The sequence below is a fragment of the Rhodobaculum claviforme genome (assembly GCF_016653255.1).
GTDB classification, from domain to species: Bacteria; Pseudomonadota; Alphaproteobacteria; order Rhodobacterales; family Rhodobacteraceae; genus Rhodobaculum; species Rhodobaculum claviforme.
Genome location: NZ_NHSD01000302.1, coordinates 43146 through 60258 on the forward strand (window position 1 = coordinate 43146; position 17113 = coordinate 60258).

General features: G+C 71.8%; 10 protein-coding genes. 5 read left to right on the top strand and 5 right to left on the bottom strand.

All coding sequences use genetic code 11. The features are described from left to right. Positions 1-20 precede the first annotated feature (20 nt). From CCR87_RS14000 to CCR87_RS14020, 5 genes are all read left to right on the top strand, one after another. The gene (locus tag CCR87_RS14000) at positions 21-371 is read left to right on the top strand and encodes a DUF3467 domain-containing protein (protein WP_201158157.1); all 351 of its coding nucleotides are present in this window, start codon (positions 21-23) and stop codon (positions 369-371) included. Positions 372-408: 37 nt separating this feature from the next. After that, a complete protein-coding gene (locus CCR87_RS17650) occupies positions 409-2298 on the top strand; it encodes a GAF domain-containing protein (RefSeq protein WP_338048931.1) in 1890 nt (629 codons plus the stop codon). Between the two features lie 7 nt (positions 2299-2305). Then, a complete protein-coding gene (locus tag CCR87_RS14010; RefSeq protein WP_201158158.1) occupies positions 2306-4459 on the top strand; it encodes a PqqD family peptide modification chaperone in 2154 nt (717 codons plus the stop codon). Position 4460: 1 nt separating this feature from the next. Beyond that, positions 4461-6443, top strand: coding sequence for a preprotein translocase subunit SecA (locus CCR87_RS14015; protein WP_201158159.1), 1983 nt, complete (start codon positions 4461-4463; stop codon positions 6441-6443). A gap of 284 nt (positions 6444-6727) precedes the next feature. After that, a complete protein-coding gene (locus CCR87_RS14020) occupies positions 6728-7102 on the top strand; it encodes a cupin domain-containing protein (RefSeq protein WP_201158160.1) in 375 nt (124 codons plus the stop codon). 63 nt (positions 7103-7165) lie between these two features. On the opposite strand, the gene CCR87_RS14025 is transcribed toward CCR87_RS14020, so the two are convergent. From CCR87_RS14025 to CCR87_RS14045, 5 genes are read right to left on the bottom strand one after another with little or no spacing between them, the layout of a single operon-like run. Continuing rightward, positions 7166-10417 (bottom strand): ATP-binding protein, encoded by a 3252-nt coding sequence (locus CCR87_RS14025; RefSeq protein WP_201158161.1) that lies wholly within the window; start codon positions 10415-10417, stop codon positions 7166-7168. Next, positions 10414-11844 carry a flavin-dependent monooxygenase QhpG gene (gene qhpG / locus CCR87_RS14030; RefSeq protein WP_201158162.1) on the bottom strand — a complete coding sequence of 477 codons (1431 nt, stop codon included), beginning with the start codon at positions 11842-11844 and terminating at the stop codon, positions 10414-10416. The genes CCR87_RS14025 and qhpG overlap by 4 nt, the downstream gene beginning before the upstream one ends. Continuing rightward, positions 11841-13190 (bottom strand): radical SAM/SPASM domain-containing protein, encoded by a 1350-nt coding sequence (locus CCR87_RS14035; protein WP_242512026.1) that lies wholly within the window; start codon positions 13188-13190, stop codon positions 11841-11843. Before CCR87_RS14035 ends, qhpG begins: the two co-directional genes overlap by 4 nt. Continuing rightward, positions 13187-15496: a hypothetical protein gene (locus tag CCR87_RS14040; protein WP_201158163.1), complete on the bottom strand. Its 2310-nt coding sequence runs from the start codon at positions 15494-15496 to the stop codon at positions 13187-13189. Before CCR87_RS14040 ends, CCR87_RS14035 begins: the two co-directional genes overlap by 4 nt. Further along, positions 15493-16938, bottom strand: a complete 1446-nt coding sequence (locus CCR87_RS14045) for a ferritin-like domain-containing protein (RefSeq protein ID WP_201158164.1) — start codon at positions 16936-16938, stop codon at positions 15493-15495. Before CCR87_RS14045 ends, CCR87_RS14040 begins: the two co-directional genes overlap by 4 nt. Between the last annotated feature and the right edge of the window lie 175 nt (positions 16939-17113).

Below are 17113 nucleotides of genomic sequence, written 5' to 3' on the forward strand. Positions count from 1 at the left end.
CGCAAGCGAGGGGGGTCTTCATGGCCAGGACACCAGAGGCCACCGCCGCCCCCGGGGCAGCCGGCGCCAGTGGCGACGCCCGCAGCGCACAGCCCGGTGGCGCTGCTGCCACGGCCCGCGCCAATCAGGTGAAATTCGACACCACCGACCTCAAGAGCAGTTATTGCAACGTCTGCAACGGCTCCTCCACCCGCGAGGAGGTGGTGCTGAACTTCGGTGTCAATTCCACCTGGGACCTCGGGCGCGACCGGCTGGAGGTGCAGTTGCAGCACCGCATCGTCATGTCGCCCCATGCCGCCAAGCGGGTGCGCGACATGATGGTGCGCCTGATCGAGGAACACGAATCCCGCTACGGCAAGCTCGACGGTTGAGGCCGCCGGCGCCGGGGCGGGCAGGGGGCCCAGACGCGTGATCCAGGACCGCCCCGCGACCGCCACCGCCCCGCAACCGCGGCCCGATGTCGTCAGCCTCGACAGCAGCCTCTGGGCGACCTTTGCCAATGCCCGGGGCGAGGGCGCGTTTCTCACCGCCTGGCTGGCGCTGCTGGTCAGCCGGCTGGGCGGCGTGCGGCTGGCGGCGGTGCTGCAGGCCGACCACGGCGCCGGGGCCTTCGTGCCCCGTGCGGTGGTGCCCGACCCGCGCCACGACCTGTCGTCCCTGCAGGGCGTGGCGGAGCGGAGCCTCGCCTCCGCCCGGCCTGCCACCGAAACCGATCCCACCGCCGAGGACGGCGCGGGCCTCAGCCGTCTGGCCTATCCGGTGCGCCGCGCGGGGGAGCCGGTGGCGGTGGTCGTTGTGCTCGACCTCGCCGGGGTCGATCCCCGCGCGCTCCAGGCGGCCCTGCGGGAGCTGCACTGGTCGGCCGGCTGGCTGGCCGCCCGGCTGTGGGAGGCAAAGGCCGGCGACGAGGCCGGCCGCGTCGCGCGCGCGGGCATCGCCCTCGACATCCTTGCGGCCATGGCCGAGCACCGCCGCCCCGAGGCCGCCGCCATGGCCGTGGCCAACGAGCTGCAATCGGTGCTGGCGGCCGATCAGGTGGCCATCGGCATGGTGACGGGCGCCCGCACCGCACCCCGCATCCGGCTGTTGTCGCTGTCCCACACCGCCTGGTTCCGCAAGCGTTCGGCCTTCGCCGAGGCGTTGGAGGCGGCGATGGAGGAAGCGTTCGACCAGTCCGGCACCGTGGCGCTGCCGCCGCTCGACAGCACCGCCCGGGCCATCGCGGTGGCGCATGAGGACCTGCGCCTCGGCCGCCCGGTGCGCCATGTGCTGACCGTGGCGCTGCCCGACGAGGCCGGGACGGTGGGTGCGCTGAGCGTCCTGCGCCGGGGCGACGTGCCCTTCACCGAGGACGATCGCATGGTGGCCGAGGCGGTGGCGGCGCTGGTCGGTCCCGTGCTGGAGCTGAAGCGGCGGACGCGCCGCTGGGTCGGCGGACGGATCATCGACGGCACCGCGCATGTGCTTGGCGTCCTGCTGGGCCCGCGGCGGCTGAGCTGGAAGCTGCTGGCGCTGGCGCTGATCGCGCTGGCGGTGGCGGCGGCGACGGTCCGGGCGCCGTTCCGGGTGCAGGCCGAGGCGGCGCTTCAGGGCACGGTGCAGCGCGCCGCCGTCGCGCCCTTTGCCGGTTATGTCGATGCCGCGCCGCTGCGTGCCGGGGATGTGGTGGCCGCGGGCGATCTGCTGGCGCGGCTGGAGGACACTGACCTGCGGCTGGAGGCGTTGCGCTGGCGCTCCGAGGTGGACCGGCTGACGGCGCAGTCGCGCGAGGCGCTGGCGCGTGCCGACCGCACGCAGATCGCGCTTCTGGAGGCGCAGATCGCCCAGGCCCGGGCGCAGATGGCGCTGACGGAGGGCAAGCTGGCGCGCACGCGCATCCTGGCGCCCATCGACGGCGTGATCGTGTCGGGCGACCTGAGCCAGCGCCTCGGCGCCCCGGTGCAGCCCGGCGAGGTGCTGTTCGAGGTCGCGCCGGTGGGCGATTTCCGCGTCGAGCTGTGGCTGGACGAGCGGGACCTGCGCCACGTCGCCGAGGGCCTGCCGGGTCGGCTGCTGCTGGCCGGGCAGCCCAGCGACGGGCTTGCGATCACGCTGACCCGCATCACCCCGCTGGCCGAACCCCGCGAGGGGATCAACAGCTTCCGGCTGGAGGCGGCGCTGGACGCGGTTCAGCCCGGCCTGCGCCCCGGCATGGAGGGGGTCGCGAAGATCGACGCGGGCGAGGCGCTGCTGTCGTGGATCTGGACCCGTCGGCTGATCGACTGGGTCCGCCACACGGCCTGGACCTGGCAGCCCTGAGGCGGCGATGAGCGACGAGGCCTATCTCTCCACCATCTGGTATCGGGTGGCACGGCTCACCCCCCGGTTGCGGCCGCATGTGAAGGTGTCGCGCCACCGCTATCGCGGCCAGTCGTGGTATATCCTTTACGACCATGCCACGGGGCGCATCCACCGCTTCACCCCGGCGGCCTGGATGCTGATCGGGCAGTTCGACGGCACCCGCACGGTGGACGCCGTCTGGCAGGGCGTGGCCGAGACGCATGAGGCCGAGGCCCCCAGCCAGGACGACGTGATCCAGCTTCTGTCGCGGCTGCATCAGAACGACCTGATCCAGTATGCCGCCTCGCCCGACATCGCTGAGCTGCTGGAGCGCTACAACAAGCAGTCGCGGCAACTGCTCAAGCAGAACCTGACCAACCCCGTCAGCTTTCGCATCCCGATGTGGGACCCGGACCGGTTCCTGACGCGCACCCTGCCGTGGGTGCGGCCGCTGACGGGGTGGGTCGGGCTGGTGCTCTGGGCGCTGGTGGTGGTTGCGGGCCTTGCCACGGCTGCGGTGCAGTGGGATCGGTTCACCCACAACATCGGCGATCAGCTGCTGTCCTTTCACAACATCCTCGTGATGGCTGTCGCCTATCCGGTCATCAAGGCAATCCACGAACTGGCCCATGGCTACATCGCCAAGTCCCGCGGCGGCGAGATCCGGGAAATGGGCATCATGCTGCTGGTGTTCTTTCCGGTGCCCTATGTCGACGCCTCCTCGGCCGGGGCGTTCCGGTCGAAATGGGATCGCGCCGCGGTCGCCGCCGGCGGCATCTTCGCCGAGACCTTCGTGGCGGCGCTGGCGATGCTGGTCTGGGCCGCGGTCGAGCCCGGCATTCTGAGCGCGGTGGCGTGGAACCTGGTGATCATCGGCGGCATCTCCACCGTTCTGTTCAACGGCAACCCGCTGTTGAAGTTCGACGGCTACTATGTGCTGTCGGACCTGATCGAGAGCCCGAACCTCGGCCCCCGCGCCAACAAGTACTGGGGCTGGCTGGTGCAGCGCCACGCCTTTGGTGCGCGCCAGATAAAGCCCGACCCGGCCACGGCGGGGGAAAAGGCGTGGTTTCTCGTCTACGCCCCGGCGTCCTATGTCTATCGCCTCGTCATCATGGTCGGCATCGCGCTTTATATCTCGGCGCATGCCTTCGTGCTGGGTGTGATCGTGGCGCTGTGGGCGATCTTCAACGCGCTGGTCAAGCCCATCGCCAAGAACCTGCGCCACGTCGTCACCGCGCCGAAGCTGCGCAAGGTGCGGCGTCGGGCGGTGGGGCTGACCTTTGGCACCATTGCCGTGGCGGTGGGGCTGGCGCTCTTGCTGCCGTTGCCGCTGCGCACCGATGCCGAGGGGGTGGTCTGGCTCCCGGACGAGGCGTGGGTGCGCGCGCGCACCTCGGGCTTCATCGCCGATGTCCCGGTGCCCCGCGGTGCGACGGTCGCGCGGGATGCGCCGCTGGCCGTCCTGACCGAGCCTTCGCTCGACGCCCGCCTCGCGGCCCTGGACTGGCGGGCCGAGGAAGTCCGCCGCCGGCTGGCCGCGCTGTCGGTGACCGACCGGGCCGAGGCCGAGGTCGCGCGCCTGCAACTGGAGGACGCGGTGGCCGAGCTGGCCCGCGAGCGGGCCCGCGGCGACGCGCTGACCGTGCGCGCCCCGCTGTCGGGCCGGTTCGAACCGGCGCTGCCGCCCGCCAGCCTGCTGGGCCGCCATGTCACCGAGGGCGAGGTGATCGGGGTCGTCCTGCCGCCCCGGGCAGGCCATGTGCGTGTCGCCGTCACCCAGCAGGACAACGTGCTGGTGCGCGAGCGGCTGACGCGGGTGGAGCTGAAGCTCGCCGGGTATCTGGAGGACCGCCACGAGGTCCGGCTGATCCGTGAGGTGCCCGGCGCGCTGGACCGGCTGCCCGCGCCCGCGCTGGCGCGCGCCGCCGGCGGGCGCTTCCTGACCGACCCCGGCGATCCCGAGGGGCTGCGGGTGCTGAACCCAGTGTTCCTTTACGATCTGGCGCTGCCCGAGGCGCTGGCCGGGGCGGCCTTCGGCACCCGCGTCACCGTGCGCTTCGACCATGGCCAAGAGCCCGCCGCGGCGCAGCTCTGGCGCCGCGCGCGGCAGTTGCTGCTGCGCCATTTCGGGGCCTGAGATGGCGCAGGTGCAGGGTCTTCTGGGCTTCGGCCGGCTGCCGCGGGGCACCGCGCCCTATCAGGAGCTGGCCGACCCGGTGTCGAACTTCGTCGACCGCTGGCTGGAGCGGCGCGTGGGCGGCCTGCTCAGCCGGCTGCCGCTGACGCGGCTGCGGCTGTCGCGCCAGGCCGACCGGGTGCTGGCGCTGGCGCCTCGGATGGCCGTGCTGGACGACGCGGCACTGGTGGCCGAGGCGGTGCGGCTGCGCCGTCGGCTGCTGTCGCGCCCCGGCGACCGGGCCGCGCTGGAGCGGGCGTTCGCCGTGGTGCGCGAGGTCAGCGCCCGCACGCTGGGCAAGACCCATTACAAGGTGCAGATCATGGGCGCGCTGGCGCTGCACGCCGGGCACATGGTCGAGATGGCCACCGGCGAGGGCAAGACGCTGACCGCCGCCCCGGCGGCCGTGGTCGCGGCGCTGTCGGGCATGCCGGTGCATGTGGTCACCGTCAACGATTACCTCGCCGCCCGCGACGCCGAGGAGCTGCGCCCGATCTTCGATTTCCTCGGGCTGACCGTCGGCGTCATCGACAGCGACATGGAGGCCCCCGCCCGCGCCGCCGCCTATCGCTGCGACATCACCTACATCTCCAACAAGAACCTGACCTTCGACTATCTGCGCGACCGGGTGTCGCTGCGCGCCCGCCGGGGGCTGGGGCGGCGGCGCATGGCCGCGCTGATGGCCGGGCGGCCCGACGACGGGCTGATGCTGCGCGGGCTCGCCTTTGCCATCGTCGACGAGGCCGACAGCGTCTTCGTCGACGAGGCGCGCACGCCGCTGATCCTGTCCTCCTCCTCCGACGATGCGGAGGCGGCGGCGCTGTACGCCACCGCGCTGGCGCTGGCCCGCGCGCTGGGCCTGCGGCGCGACTTCGCGGTGGATGCGATGAACCGCCACATCACCCTGACCGACGCCGGCAAGGCGCGGCTGAGCGAGCGTGCCGCCGGGCTGGAGGGGCTGTGGCGCGTGCGCCGGGCCCGCGAGGAGCTGGTCCGGCAGGCGCTGGCCGCGCTGACCCTGTTCGAGCATGGCCGCGACTATGTCGTCAGCGACGGCAAGGTGCAGATCGTGGACGAGTTCACCGGCCGCATCATGCCCGATCGCAGCTGGCAGGGCGGGCTGCACCAGCTCATCGAGGCCAAGGAGGGGGTGGCGGTCACCGGCCGCAAGGAGACCATGGCGCGGATCACCTATCAGCGCTTCTTTCGCCGCTATGCCCGGTTGTCGGGCATGACCGGCACCGGGATGGAGCTGGCGGGCGAGTTCCGCGACACCTTCGGGCTGTCCACCGTGCGCATCCCCACCCACCGGCCGCTGCGGCGGCGCCATCTGGGCACCCGCTTCGTGCCCGACGAGGGGGCGAAATGGGCCGCTGTGGCCGACCGGGTGATGGCGCTGGCGGGGCCTGGACAGCCGGTGCTGGTGGGCACCCGCTCGGTGGAGGCGTCGGAGCGCTGCGCGGCGGTGCTGGCGGCGCGCGGGCTGCAGCATGTGGTGCTGAACGCCCGGCAGGACGGCGAGGAGGCCGAGGTGGTGGCCCGGGCCGGTCTGCGCGGCGCGGTCACCGTGGCCACCAACATCGCCGGGCGCGGCACCGACATCAAGCTGGGGCCCGGTGTCGCCGGGCTGGGCGGGTTGCATGTGATCCTGACGGAGTTCCACGAATCCGCCCGCATCGACCGGCAGCTCTACGGCCGCTCCGGCCGGCAGGGCGATCCCGGCTCGACCGAGGCCATCGTCGCGCTGACCGACGATCTGTTCGTGCGCTTTGCGCCATGGCTGCTGGCGGTCGTGCGCCGGGCGCCGCTGCCACCGCTGTGCGGCCTGTTGCGGCGGGTGGCGCAGGCCCGGGCCGAGGCCGAGCATTTCACCACGCGCACCGACCAGACCACCGCCGACCGCGATTTCGAGCGCGCCCTCGCCTTTGCCGGCCCGCAGGAGTGATCGGTGCCGGACCGCCCGCCTTTGCCAGTGTCTCGGCCAGTGTCTGGGCCAGTGTCTGGGCCAGTGTCTGGGCCAGTGTCTGGGCCAGCAGATCGCGCGCGGGATCTCTCCGCCCGGGCATCCGCCGCTGGCAGGCGGCGGCCGTGGACAGGCGCAGGGCCGGCCGCGGCGACATCGGCAATGATCCGCAGCGCGTGCAGCGTCGCGTTGCGGTCGGCGGCGATACGTGGGTTGACAAGTATCGGGTGGGGGGGTGGCATTGCTGAAACCGTAGGGGGGTGAAAATGACCAGCAACCTGATCAGGCTTCAGGACGATCCGCCCGGTGGAATGGATCCGTCGCACCTTGCCCTGCCGGGCGATTTCACCACCGACGACCACACCGAGCGCGAACATGTCTTCCACGCCACCCCGGACGGCGCCGTGGCCGTCAGCGTCTGGCAGTGCGCGCCCCTGAAAAAGCACTTCGACGCCTATCCGTGCGACGAGTTCATCGTCGTCGTCTCGGGCCGCGTGACGATCACCGACGATGCGGGCGCCGCGCAGACGTTCGGGCCGGGCGATACGTTTTTCCTGCAACAGGGTCGCGCCTGCACCTGGGAGATCACGCAGACGCTGTCCAAGCTGTCGATGGCCGTTGGATCCATGCCCGAGGGCTGAGCGGCCTCGCCCGGCCGGCGGCGGGGCATCGGCTGTTCCTCTGCGCGCGCCATCGGCCTGACCTCAGCGCCGCGTGTCCAGAAGCGCCCGCGCCGCCTGAAGATCGGGCGTATCGAAGCCTTCGGTGAACCGCGCATGGATGGCGCAAAGTCGGGCGCGGGCCTCGGCGCGGGTGTGGCTGTCGGGCGCCAGCTGCGCCCAGCTTGTGGCTGTTCGCAGCTCCCATGACTGTGCCCCCTGACGCGCGGCCAGATCGAGCGACGCGCGGAAATCGCGCTCGGCCGCGTGGTGCGCGTCCAGCTGTGTGTGCAGCACGCCGCGGATGCGCAGCACCTCGGGCAGATGCACGCGTTCCCGGTGCCGGTCATAGTGGCGCAGGCTGTCTTCGACCAGCGCGAGCGCCGCGCGTGGCTGCCCGTCCGCGGCCATCGCCTCGGCCTGCCGGGCGCGCAGATAGCTGAGCCAGACGCGATGACCGGTCGCATGAAACCGCGTGATCGCCCCGTCCAGCAGCCGCGCGCCCTCGCGATGCCGGCCCAGCGCAAGGGCGGCGCAGCCGCGGTTGATCCGGGCCATGATGTCGGAGATCAGGGCCATGCCGTGCTCTGCGGCCACCGCCTCGGCCTCCTCGGTGCGCGCCAGAAGGGTGTGGGGGTCGCGCATCAGGTCGAACAGTTGCGCGCCCAGCGTGAACGCCAGTGCGCGGTCGAAGGGATGGCCCCGGCGGCGGGCATTGGCGTCCTTTTCGTCACTCGCGCGCCGGGCCTGATCGGGAAAGCCCATCAGCCAGAGCGCCGGGCCGCGATAGACCCCCTCGCCGGTGTAGGGGTCCATGTTGGCGGTCTGTGCGAGGTGCCAGTGCGCGTCGGGATCATAAAGTGCGCGCACGGCATCGCCATGCTCCAGCGAGGGGGCAAGATTGCCCATCCAGTAGTGTGCCGCCGAGGCCGCCCGATGCCCCACGATCGTCAGGTCCCCGTCGCCGTGCCGTGCGCCGGCCTCCAGCAGCCTGACCGCGCACTCCAGCGATGCCGGCATGTCGCAGATGGAAAAATAGTGGATGCTCAGCGTGTTGAGGATCGGGCCGAGGCTGTCGGGCCGCTCCAGGCCCTGTGCCAGTCGCAGCGCTGGGGCCAGAACGGCGGCGATCTCGCCGTTGCCCCAACCATGCTGGGCCACCACCAGCGGTCCCAACCGTGTGCGCAGCCGCAATTCCAGCGCGTCGCGCGCGGCTGAGGGTGGCAGCTTGTCTGCCTCGGCCATGCCATTGCGCAGATAGGCGATTGTCTCGGGCAGGGCAAAGCGCGCCAGCGCCGCCGCGCCCGCCGCCTCCCACTGGTGGGCGGCAGGTTCGGGTTGGCCGGCCGCGCTGTAGTGATGCGCCAGCACCTCAGGCTCGGCCGGGTGGCCGCGGGCGGTCGCCAGGACCTCGGCGATGTGCAGATGGATCAGCCGGCGGTCCCGGTGCAGCAGGGACTCGGCCACCACGTCGCGCACCAGCGCATGCTTGAAGGTGTAGACCGCCTGCGCGCCCGCCCCCGTCCGCTGCACCAGCTCCAGTGTGACCAGCGCCTGAAGCGCGCCGTCCAGCGCGGCCGCATCGAACAGATCCAACGTGGCGACAAGGTCACGGCGGAACACCCGGCCGATGCAGGCGCCGATCTGGGCCAAGCGTCGCGCGGCCCCGGCCTGGTCCAGCCGCGCCAGCAGCAGATCGCGCAACGTATCCGGCACCGACGCAGGCACCGCGACGGCTGCGCTCAGCAGATCGCCCTCGTCCACGCCGGGCCGGTGGCTGGCAACGACCGCCTTGGTCAGCTCCTCGATGAAGAGCGGAACGCCGTCGGCCTGGTGCACGATCCCGCGGGCCAGCGCGTCCGACAGGGTGCCCGCACCGGCAATCGCCGCCACCAGCGCACTGCCCGCCGTCTCGTCCAGCGGCGCGATCCCGATCCGTTCCAGACGCGCCCCCCCCAGCCAGTGCGGTGCCTCGGCGTCGCGGAACGACACGAGCATCATCACCGGCGTAGCCGAAAGCAGGTCCGACAGCGCATCCAGAACCTCCAGCGTGCCGGCGTCGGCCCAATGCAGATCCTCGATCACCAGCGCCCCGCCGCGCCCCAGATGGGCCAGCACTGCGGCCAGCACCCGCGCCGTCTCGGCCCGCGCGGCGCCGGGCGTGGCCGTGATCGGGCCATAGGTCGCCGCATAGGGGATCCCCAGCACCGCGGCCGCATAGGCGGTGCGGTCCGCCGCCATTCCCGCCGCCTCGACCAGCCGCTCCAGGCGGCCAAGCCCTGCCTCGGCCCCGCTGCCCTCGATGTGCCGCCCCAGAAGCTGGGTCACCGGATGGAAGACGCTGTTGGCGAAATAGGGCGCGCATTGCAGCGTCAGCACGGGCCGGCCGGCGGCGGCGACGGTGTCGGACAGGGCATTGATCAGGCGGCTCTTGCCCACGCCCGCGTCTCCGGTCAGGGCGACGCCGCGGCCGGCGCCGCCGGCGGCGATCCCATGCCACAGCGCGCTCAGCCGACCGAACTCGGCCTGCCGGCCGACCATCGGGGTGGGCCGGGGGCCTGCGAGGGCGGCGAAGCGCGTGGCCCCCGACCGCAAGCCGGTCACCCGGTGGATGACGACCGGATCGTCATAGCCCTTCAGCGCAACGTGCCCCAGATCCTCGATCTCGAACGCGCCACGGACCATCTGCCGGACGGCGCCGCTGATGACGACGGTGCCGGGCGCGGCCTGATCCTGCAGCCGAGAGGCCAGGTTCAGGGTGCTGCTGACCAGTTCGCGGTCGTCGCTCGACACCGCCACGATCCCCGAGGCGATCCCGATGCGAACCCGCAACGCACCAAGCGCCGCGATCCCCTCCAGAATGTCCAGCGCCGCACGGATCGCCCGCTCGGCCTCGCCCTCATGCTGGCGCGGATAGCCGAAGACCGCCAGCACCCCGTCGCCCAGCTGCTGGTGGACGTGGCCGTCATAGCGCTCGATCCGCGCCGCGCACAGTTCGGCATGGCGGCGGGCGAGATCGTTGACCTCTTCGGGATCGAGGCGCCGCGACAGGCGGGTGAAGCCGACCAGATCGCAGAACATCGCCACGATATGGCGCCGCTCGCCGGCCCCGGCCGACGGTGTGCGCTCGGCTGCCAGCGCGTGCAGGATGCGCTTGCGCGGACCGAACGGCAGGCCAAGCTCGCGCAGGTCCTCCTCGGTCAGGATGCGCAACGTCTCCAGGTCGACGTCATTCGCCGCAAACGTCGGGGCATGGCGTGCAAGGCCGTGGCCCTCCAGCCAGTCCAGTATGGTCATTGCGCTGCGGGTCCCGGCTGCGCCCCCATGTCCGTCCCCGTTTCCGGCGGTTCCAGCACGATCACCCCATCATCCAGAAGCCGGGCGAGGATCGCAAGCGCCGGCTTCAGCGGCACCCGATCGCCCCAGGACCGCGCAACCTCCAGCGGGGTGGCGCCCTGCGGGAACCGCGCCAGCAGAGGCGCGATCGCATGCCCGCCGAGATAGGCGATGGGGCCGTCGATGCCGGGGTGGGTCACGACCGGCTGCTCGGACACGAATTCGGCCCCCAGACATGGCGCAATGCCGATCCGCGTCAGCGGTGACACCCGCGCCGGCCGCATCCGCATCAGCTGCGCATCGAGCGCCGGACCCGGTGGGGATGACGCATCAGGCGCGCCGGCCGCGCGCTCCTGCCAGAAGCGATCGGGCCGGGTCGCCGCGGCTGTCGCATAATGCGCTGTCGCCCATCGACGGTGGCGATCCGCGGTCCGGCGCAAGCTGTCCCGGTAGAACGCCAGCGCCGTGGTGCCCGCCTCAGGGCGGCGCAGCAGCGTGTTGGCGGTCACGGCGGCGGCGAGGGCCCCCTGAATGGCCTTCTGCACCCCGCTCGAGGAGATCGGATCGAGCGACAGCGCGGCATCGCCCACACGGATGAAGCGCGGGCCGACCGGGTCCGCGCTGATGCGCGGGGTCGCATCGCGCGCCCCGACCGGCCCATCGCATGTCCGGCCCGAGAGGCCCCGCAGCAGGCGCGACTGCGCCAGCAAGGTGCGCAGTCGTGCCTGCAGCGTCGTCCCGCGGGCCGCGCGCAGGGTTTCGGGGCGACAGATCACCAGCGTGTTGTAAAGCCCACCCGGCAGCGGGACGCCCCAGAACCAGGCCTGCGCGCCGGCCTCGATGCAGGGCTCGGGCGGGGTGTCGACCCCAAGGCGCCAATAGGCATGGGCGGCAATGGTCCGCGGGCCCTGCGCGATGCCCTGCCCGGTGCGGCCGGTGGCATCCGCCAGGAAATCGCCGCGCCAGTGGACGGGGCCCTGCGCGGTCGACAGCACCAGCCTCCAGCCCGTCGCATCGGCGGTGCGGGCAACCACCGATGCGGTCTGCCGTACCACCACCCCCGCCGCGCGGGCGATCTCCAGCAACCGCGCATCCAGCCGCCCGCGATCGATGATGCAGCCCGCCGCCGCCGGGTCGAGCCGCCGACCCTCGGGCCCGTCCCAGAGCTGTCGGATGGCCGCAACGGGCCGTCCGCCCGCATGTGCAATCGCGTCGCCGGCGCCCACCGCCTCCAGCAACGGACGCACGCCGGGCGTCAGCGCCTCGCCTAGACGCCGGCGCGGGAAGGCCGCGCGCTCCACCAGCGTGACCTCGTGGCCCAGCATCGCCATGCGGATCGCAAACACCGATCCCGCCGGCCCGGCTCCGATGACGAGGACGCGGCTCACCGGAGCGTTGCTGGCGCGCCTGTGACGCCGGCCTCGGACAGCCGCAGCCATGCCCCGAGGCCATAGTCCAGCCAGCCGCGGATGTAGTCGCAGGCCGGTCGGCCCCGGGCGATCACCTCGTGATGGCAGCCGCCGCCGCACAGATACCGCGCCCAGCAATCACGACAGGGGGCCTGCGTGTGGACATGGCGTTGCGCCAGCCATTCCGCACGCCGCGCCGCGTCCGCCCCATCGGCCAGCGAGCCCATCGCCCCCGCCGGGTCGCCCACGAACCGATGGCAGGCCGCCAGCGCCCCGTCCGCCGAAACGCCGAGATACCCGGCCCCCGCACCGCAGGGATAGGGCCGGTGGGTGCCCCGCCCGATTTCGCGCAGCAGGTTCAGCATGTTGAGGAACGGATACCGCCGCCCGGCCCGCGCATGCGCCTCGAAGGCGCGGCCGCAGTCGATCATCCCCTCAAGCATCACCGCAAGGTCGTCGGGCTGCATCTCGTCCCGGCCATTGGGTGACGCCAGCATCGGCGCGAAGCCGACGCTGTGGAATCCCTCGGCCACGAAGGCGTCCAGCGTCTCGCGCAGCGCAAGGTTGTCGGGCGTCACCGTGACCCGGGCCGACACCTGCATCCGGCGCTGCATGGCGATCAGCGGGCGTGTGCGCGCCATGATCCGGTCGAAGCTGCCGCCGCCCCCGGCAAAGGGGCGCAGGCGGTCATGGGCCGTGCGGTCGCCGTCCAGACTGATGGTGACGGCAAAGCCGTGCGCCTCGAAAAAGGCGCCGTCGTCCTCGGTCAGCAGCGTGCCGTTCGTGGTGATGGAAAAGCCCACGTCGAGGCCCTTCGCGGCGGCGCGCTCCACCGCATGGCGGGTCGTCTGGCGGATCACCGCACGATTGGCCAGTGGCTCACCGCCCAGAAAGGCGAGGCTGATCCGCCCACCCTCGGGGGCGTCCGCGACCAGCAGATCCACCGCGCGTTCGGCATCCGCCTGCGTCATGTTGCGCGGTGCGGCGCCAAAGCCGCCCTGTTCGGCATAGCAATAGCTGCACCCGAGGTTGCATTTCTGCGCCACCGCCAGCGACAGCGCATGAATCGTCGGTGGTGCGATGGGCACGTCATCGATCATCGGCCGCCCCCCCAGGCCCAGCCGGACGAGCAGATCCGCCACCGCGCCTTCGCCGTCCCGGGCCATCGCGTGCTCCAGCGCCGCGACCAGCCCCGGGTCGATGTCATAAAGTCGGCTGCCGTCTGCGACGAACAGATGGTCGCCCTGCCCGGTCCGCACCAGATGCGCATGGCGCGACCGGGGGCGTGAGGCCTCCATCGCGTGGCGGGCCGCGGTCGCGCTCATTGCGGGTCGGTCTCCTCGCCTTCGGCGTCACGGCCACCGATCTGGAACCGCAGCAGCCGCTCCCAGTCGGCGAACAGGTCATCGTACAGGATCAGCCGCGTGTCGGCATAGTCGTCGGGTACATAGCTGCCGGTGCGCGTCTTCTGCAGCCAGTTGTCGCCGTGCGCGAGGCCATCGCGCCCGACCTCCACATTGACGAAATCCGGCCGCGCCGACGCCCAGTAGTAGCACGAGCACTCCCGGTAATCGTTCTGCCAGGGCGAGCACAGGCCCTGCGTCAGCTCGCCGGCTTCGGCCAGCGCCTCGGCGATCACGGCGGTGTCGTCGGCAAAGAACTGCTCCACCGCCATGTCGATGGGCACGGCCGCGGCGTCGTGCGGCAGATAGGCCTCGGAGGGCAGCGGCGAAAAATGACAGGTCACATGCCCGCCCTGATGGCGTGCCAGGATCGGCGCCAGCGCATTGGACCATTCCAGCGGCGCAAGGCCCTCGGGGTTGTCGGTCGTCGTCAGCAGGATCTGATCGGCCGGCGATGAGGGCGCGGGCCCCGTCAGCGGGGCCGTGAACACGGTATCGATCCCGTCGTGGGTCGTGACCCGCACCAGGCGGTGGCCCACCAGATCCCGGGGTGGGTGTTCCGGCCGCCCGGCCGCGCGCCATGCGGCGGCAATGACCTCCGGGGGCAGGGTGCAGGCGGTGATCAGGTTGTCGTATTCCCGCAGCGTCACACCCCGGAACAGTCGGCGCCAGGCGGCGCGGAAATCCATCTCCAGGCCCGGACAGCAATTCGCCACCGATGTCTCGGGGCGCGAGCTGACGGGGTTTCCCTGCGCGGCATAGTGCAGCTGCGCCGTCAGGTTGCGCGCCGTCAGCCCGGCCGCCGCCGGGGGCGGCGGTGTGCTGATCTGCGCGGGGATGTCGGCGGCGCGCCGGATCGTGTCGATCTGCCGACGCGTCAGGGCGAGGTATCCGTTATCGGCGCCGCACATCATGGCCGGCATCTTGCGCCGGCCGTAATCGGTGAAATCCGTGACCTCCTCGGGGCGGCGCATCAGGTCGCCGAACCAGGGCGCGACCCCACCGGCCAGCGCCGCATAGACCCGCTCGTGCAGCGCCTCCACCGCGAGCGGGTCCACCAGTTCCACCGGCATCACCGGGCGCAGCGCGCGTTCGGTGTCGGCCGATTCCTCCTGCGGCATCGAGTCGAGCTTCAATGCCGACCGGCCCTTGAAGTCATTGCCGTTGGTGACGGCGGTGTTCATGAAGCGCACCGTCTCGAAGGCGCGGCGCACGATGTCGAGGGCGCGGCTGCGGATCGCCTCGGGGGGCTCGTCGCGGGTCACCTCGGGGCCGTGGATGACCTGCTCCAGATCGTCGGCCAGGCTGCGCAGGAACATCGCGTCCGGCGCAATGTCGGGCGGGCCCACGCAGATCCGCGCCTGTGCCCCGAGGGTGCGCCCGTCGGGCAGTGTCACCGACACATCGACGAACCCGTCGCAGGCATCGTCCAGATAGCCGCGGCTTTCGGCGCGGTTGTAGTTCAGCCAGCTCGGGGCCGGCGGCTCGATGGCGAACAGGGCCGGCGGCACGGTTGCGTTGTGATAGCCCAGCCGCGCCTCCGTCTCGCCCGACAGCGTCTCGACGTCCGGCCCGCCGAGATAGCCGTACCACCCCTTGCGGTGGTCATAGATGCGCCGCTCGGGCGCGATCACATCATGCGGGACCTTGCCCTCCCGCGTGGCATCGGGGCCATAGATGTGACCGGCCGGAGGCGTGAAGCGCAGCCGCAGCTCGGGGAAGGCCTCGGTCGGACGGATGAAGCGGACATGTCCGAAATCGACATGGGCGCCGGGCCGGTCGATGAAATTCGTACAGGTCCCCGCCAGGGGCACCGCGTCGTGGGTGTCGAACCACCCGGTGTCGGCGGCGACGATGTCGTCGGGATCGCCCGTGCGCCGGAATATCTTGCGGTTGGCGACGCGGACACGCCAGCGCACCGCCATCCCGGCGTCCTGGCACACGGGCACAAGCCGATCGCCTGCGGCGAGCCCATGCACCTCCAGGAACGGTGCGACGGGGCGGATGCGCCCATCGGTGCGAAAGCGGATCGCATCGGGGGTGTGCACACCGCTGATGGCGCCGGTCCGCGGGTCCACCCGCAGGGTCGGGCGCGGGACGATCCTGCGGTGGCCGAGGGGGCGGTCGGGGTCGACCTCCACGCTGTAGTTGTCGACGGGCTCCGCGGCCGACCCGAAGCGGCCGATCGCCAGCGGCGGCAGGATGCGCAGCGCGGTGGGGCCGGTCATGTCGCCGCCCCCCCCTCGCGGCCCAGCCCGTCGAGAAGCCGGACCAGCCAGTCCTGCGTGCTGTCGTCCAGTGCGCGCAGCGCGCGCAGCTGCGCCGTCTCGTCGTCTGGCGCGTCCTGCAGCAATCCGTCGCACAGCGCGATGGAGCCGCGCACCAGGTCGAGATGACGGCGCCATGTGTCACGCTCGCCCGGCGGCAAGGTCACGTCATAGGGCACCTCGAACGGCGGCCCGGCGCGGGTATCGGCGCCTGGGCGCAGCGGCAGACGCATCAGCCGCGCCGACAGCGCCTTGATTGCATACATCTCGCCGAAGGTCCGGTGCACGAGGCTGCCGCGCAGGTTGGCCTCGCCCCGCTGTTCGGCCGGCGCGGCGCGCAGGGCATGCGCGAGAAAGCTCAGCAGCATCCGGTAGCGCAGGTTGGCCAGCGTCGCCCACTGACGCGTGCGCGGATGGGCGATATATCCCGCCGCAGGACCCCATTGCCCGGTCGCTGCATCCAGCCCGTCGGACCGGGTGGTCGGATCGGGTGTCACCGGCAGGGTGGGGCAGATGCCCGCCGGCAGCGTCTCCAGCCCGTGAAAGATCTCGAGGAAGCGGTCGAAATGCGATGGCTCCTGCGGGGTGTCGCCGCCGCGATGCGGCCCCTCGCCCTGCTCGGACAACGCGCGCAGCGCGTCGACCGCCTCGCGCCGGGTCGCGACCGGCGCCACCAGAACATTGGTGTTCTGCAGCGCCGCGGCGTCCGCGCCCTCGCCCCGCAGGCTGCCCGAGGGGGTCAGCGTCCTGGGCGGCGGGCGCTGGCGTCGGCCCCAGTCGTCCCATCGGGCCTGCGCGCGATAGCTGTCCTCGCGCAAGGCGCTGTCGGGAATGCGGGTGCGGTCGCCGATCAGCTCGATGATCGTGGCGTACAGCTCCTCGACCCGGTGCAGCGGCATCCCCGGCCGAGCGCGCGGCGCGATCAGCGCGTCCATCCGCCCGCGCCCGGTGTCCATGAACCAGCGATAGAGCGGGTCCTGCACCGCCTGCGGTGCCGCGCGCAGCTCGGCGTCCGACGGCATCTCGGTGAACAGATAGACCGCCGCCGAATGGAGCGACAGCGGCTCCAGCCGGAAGGGAAACGGGTAATGCTCCACATCCCAGGGAAAGTCGCGCCGACGCAGGTTGGGCGGCGCGCCCAGCAGCATCAGGACGTTCTGAACCGTCACCAGATGGCCCATTTCCTCCTTCGCGGTGGCCAGGATGCTGTCCTGCCAGCGCCGAAAGACCGGACGCCATTCGGGCGGCGCTCCGTCCACGTCGATGGAATAGGCCGCGTAGAGGTATTGCAGCATCAGCCCGTGCTCGATCTCGGCGCCCACATGCAGCAGCATCACGAGGTGGTCCTGCCACGAGACATGCTCCGGGCGATGGGCGGCCGGGCCCCGTGTGGTCTGATCCATGCGCCTGCCTCTGTCGGTCCCGAGGAAATGCAGAGTTCAGGAAACACCTTTGACGGGCGCAACGCAACGCCTGGATCCCGACTGCGACACCTGACACCCACCCCCGCGCGGAGCGCAGGCGCAAAGACCCCTTCGGAGACGTGGCCGCCATCCCCCCCCGGCTGGTCGGACGAAG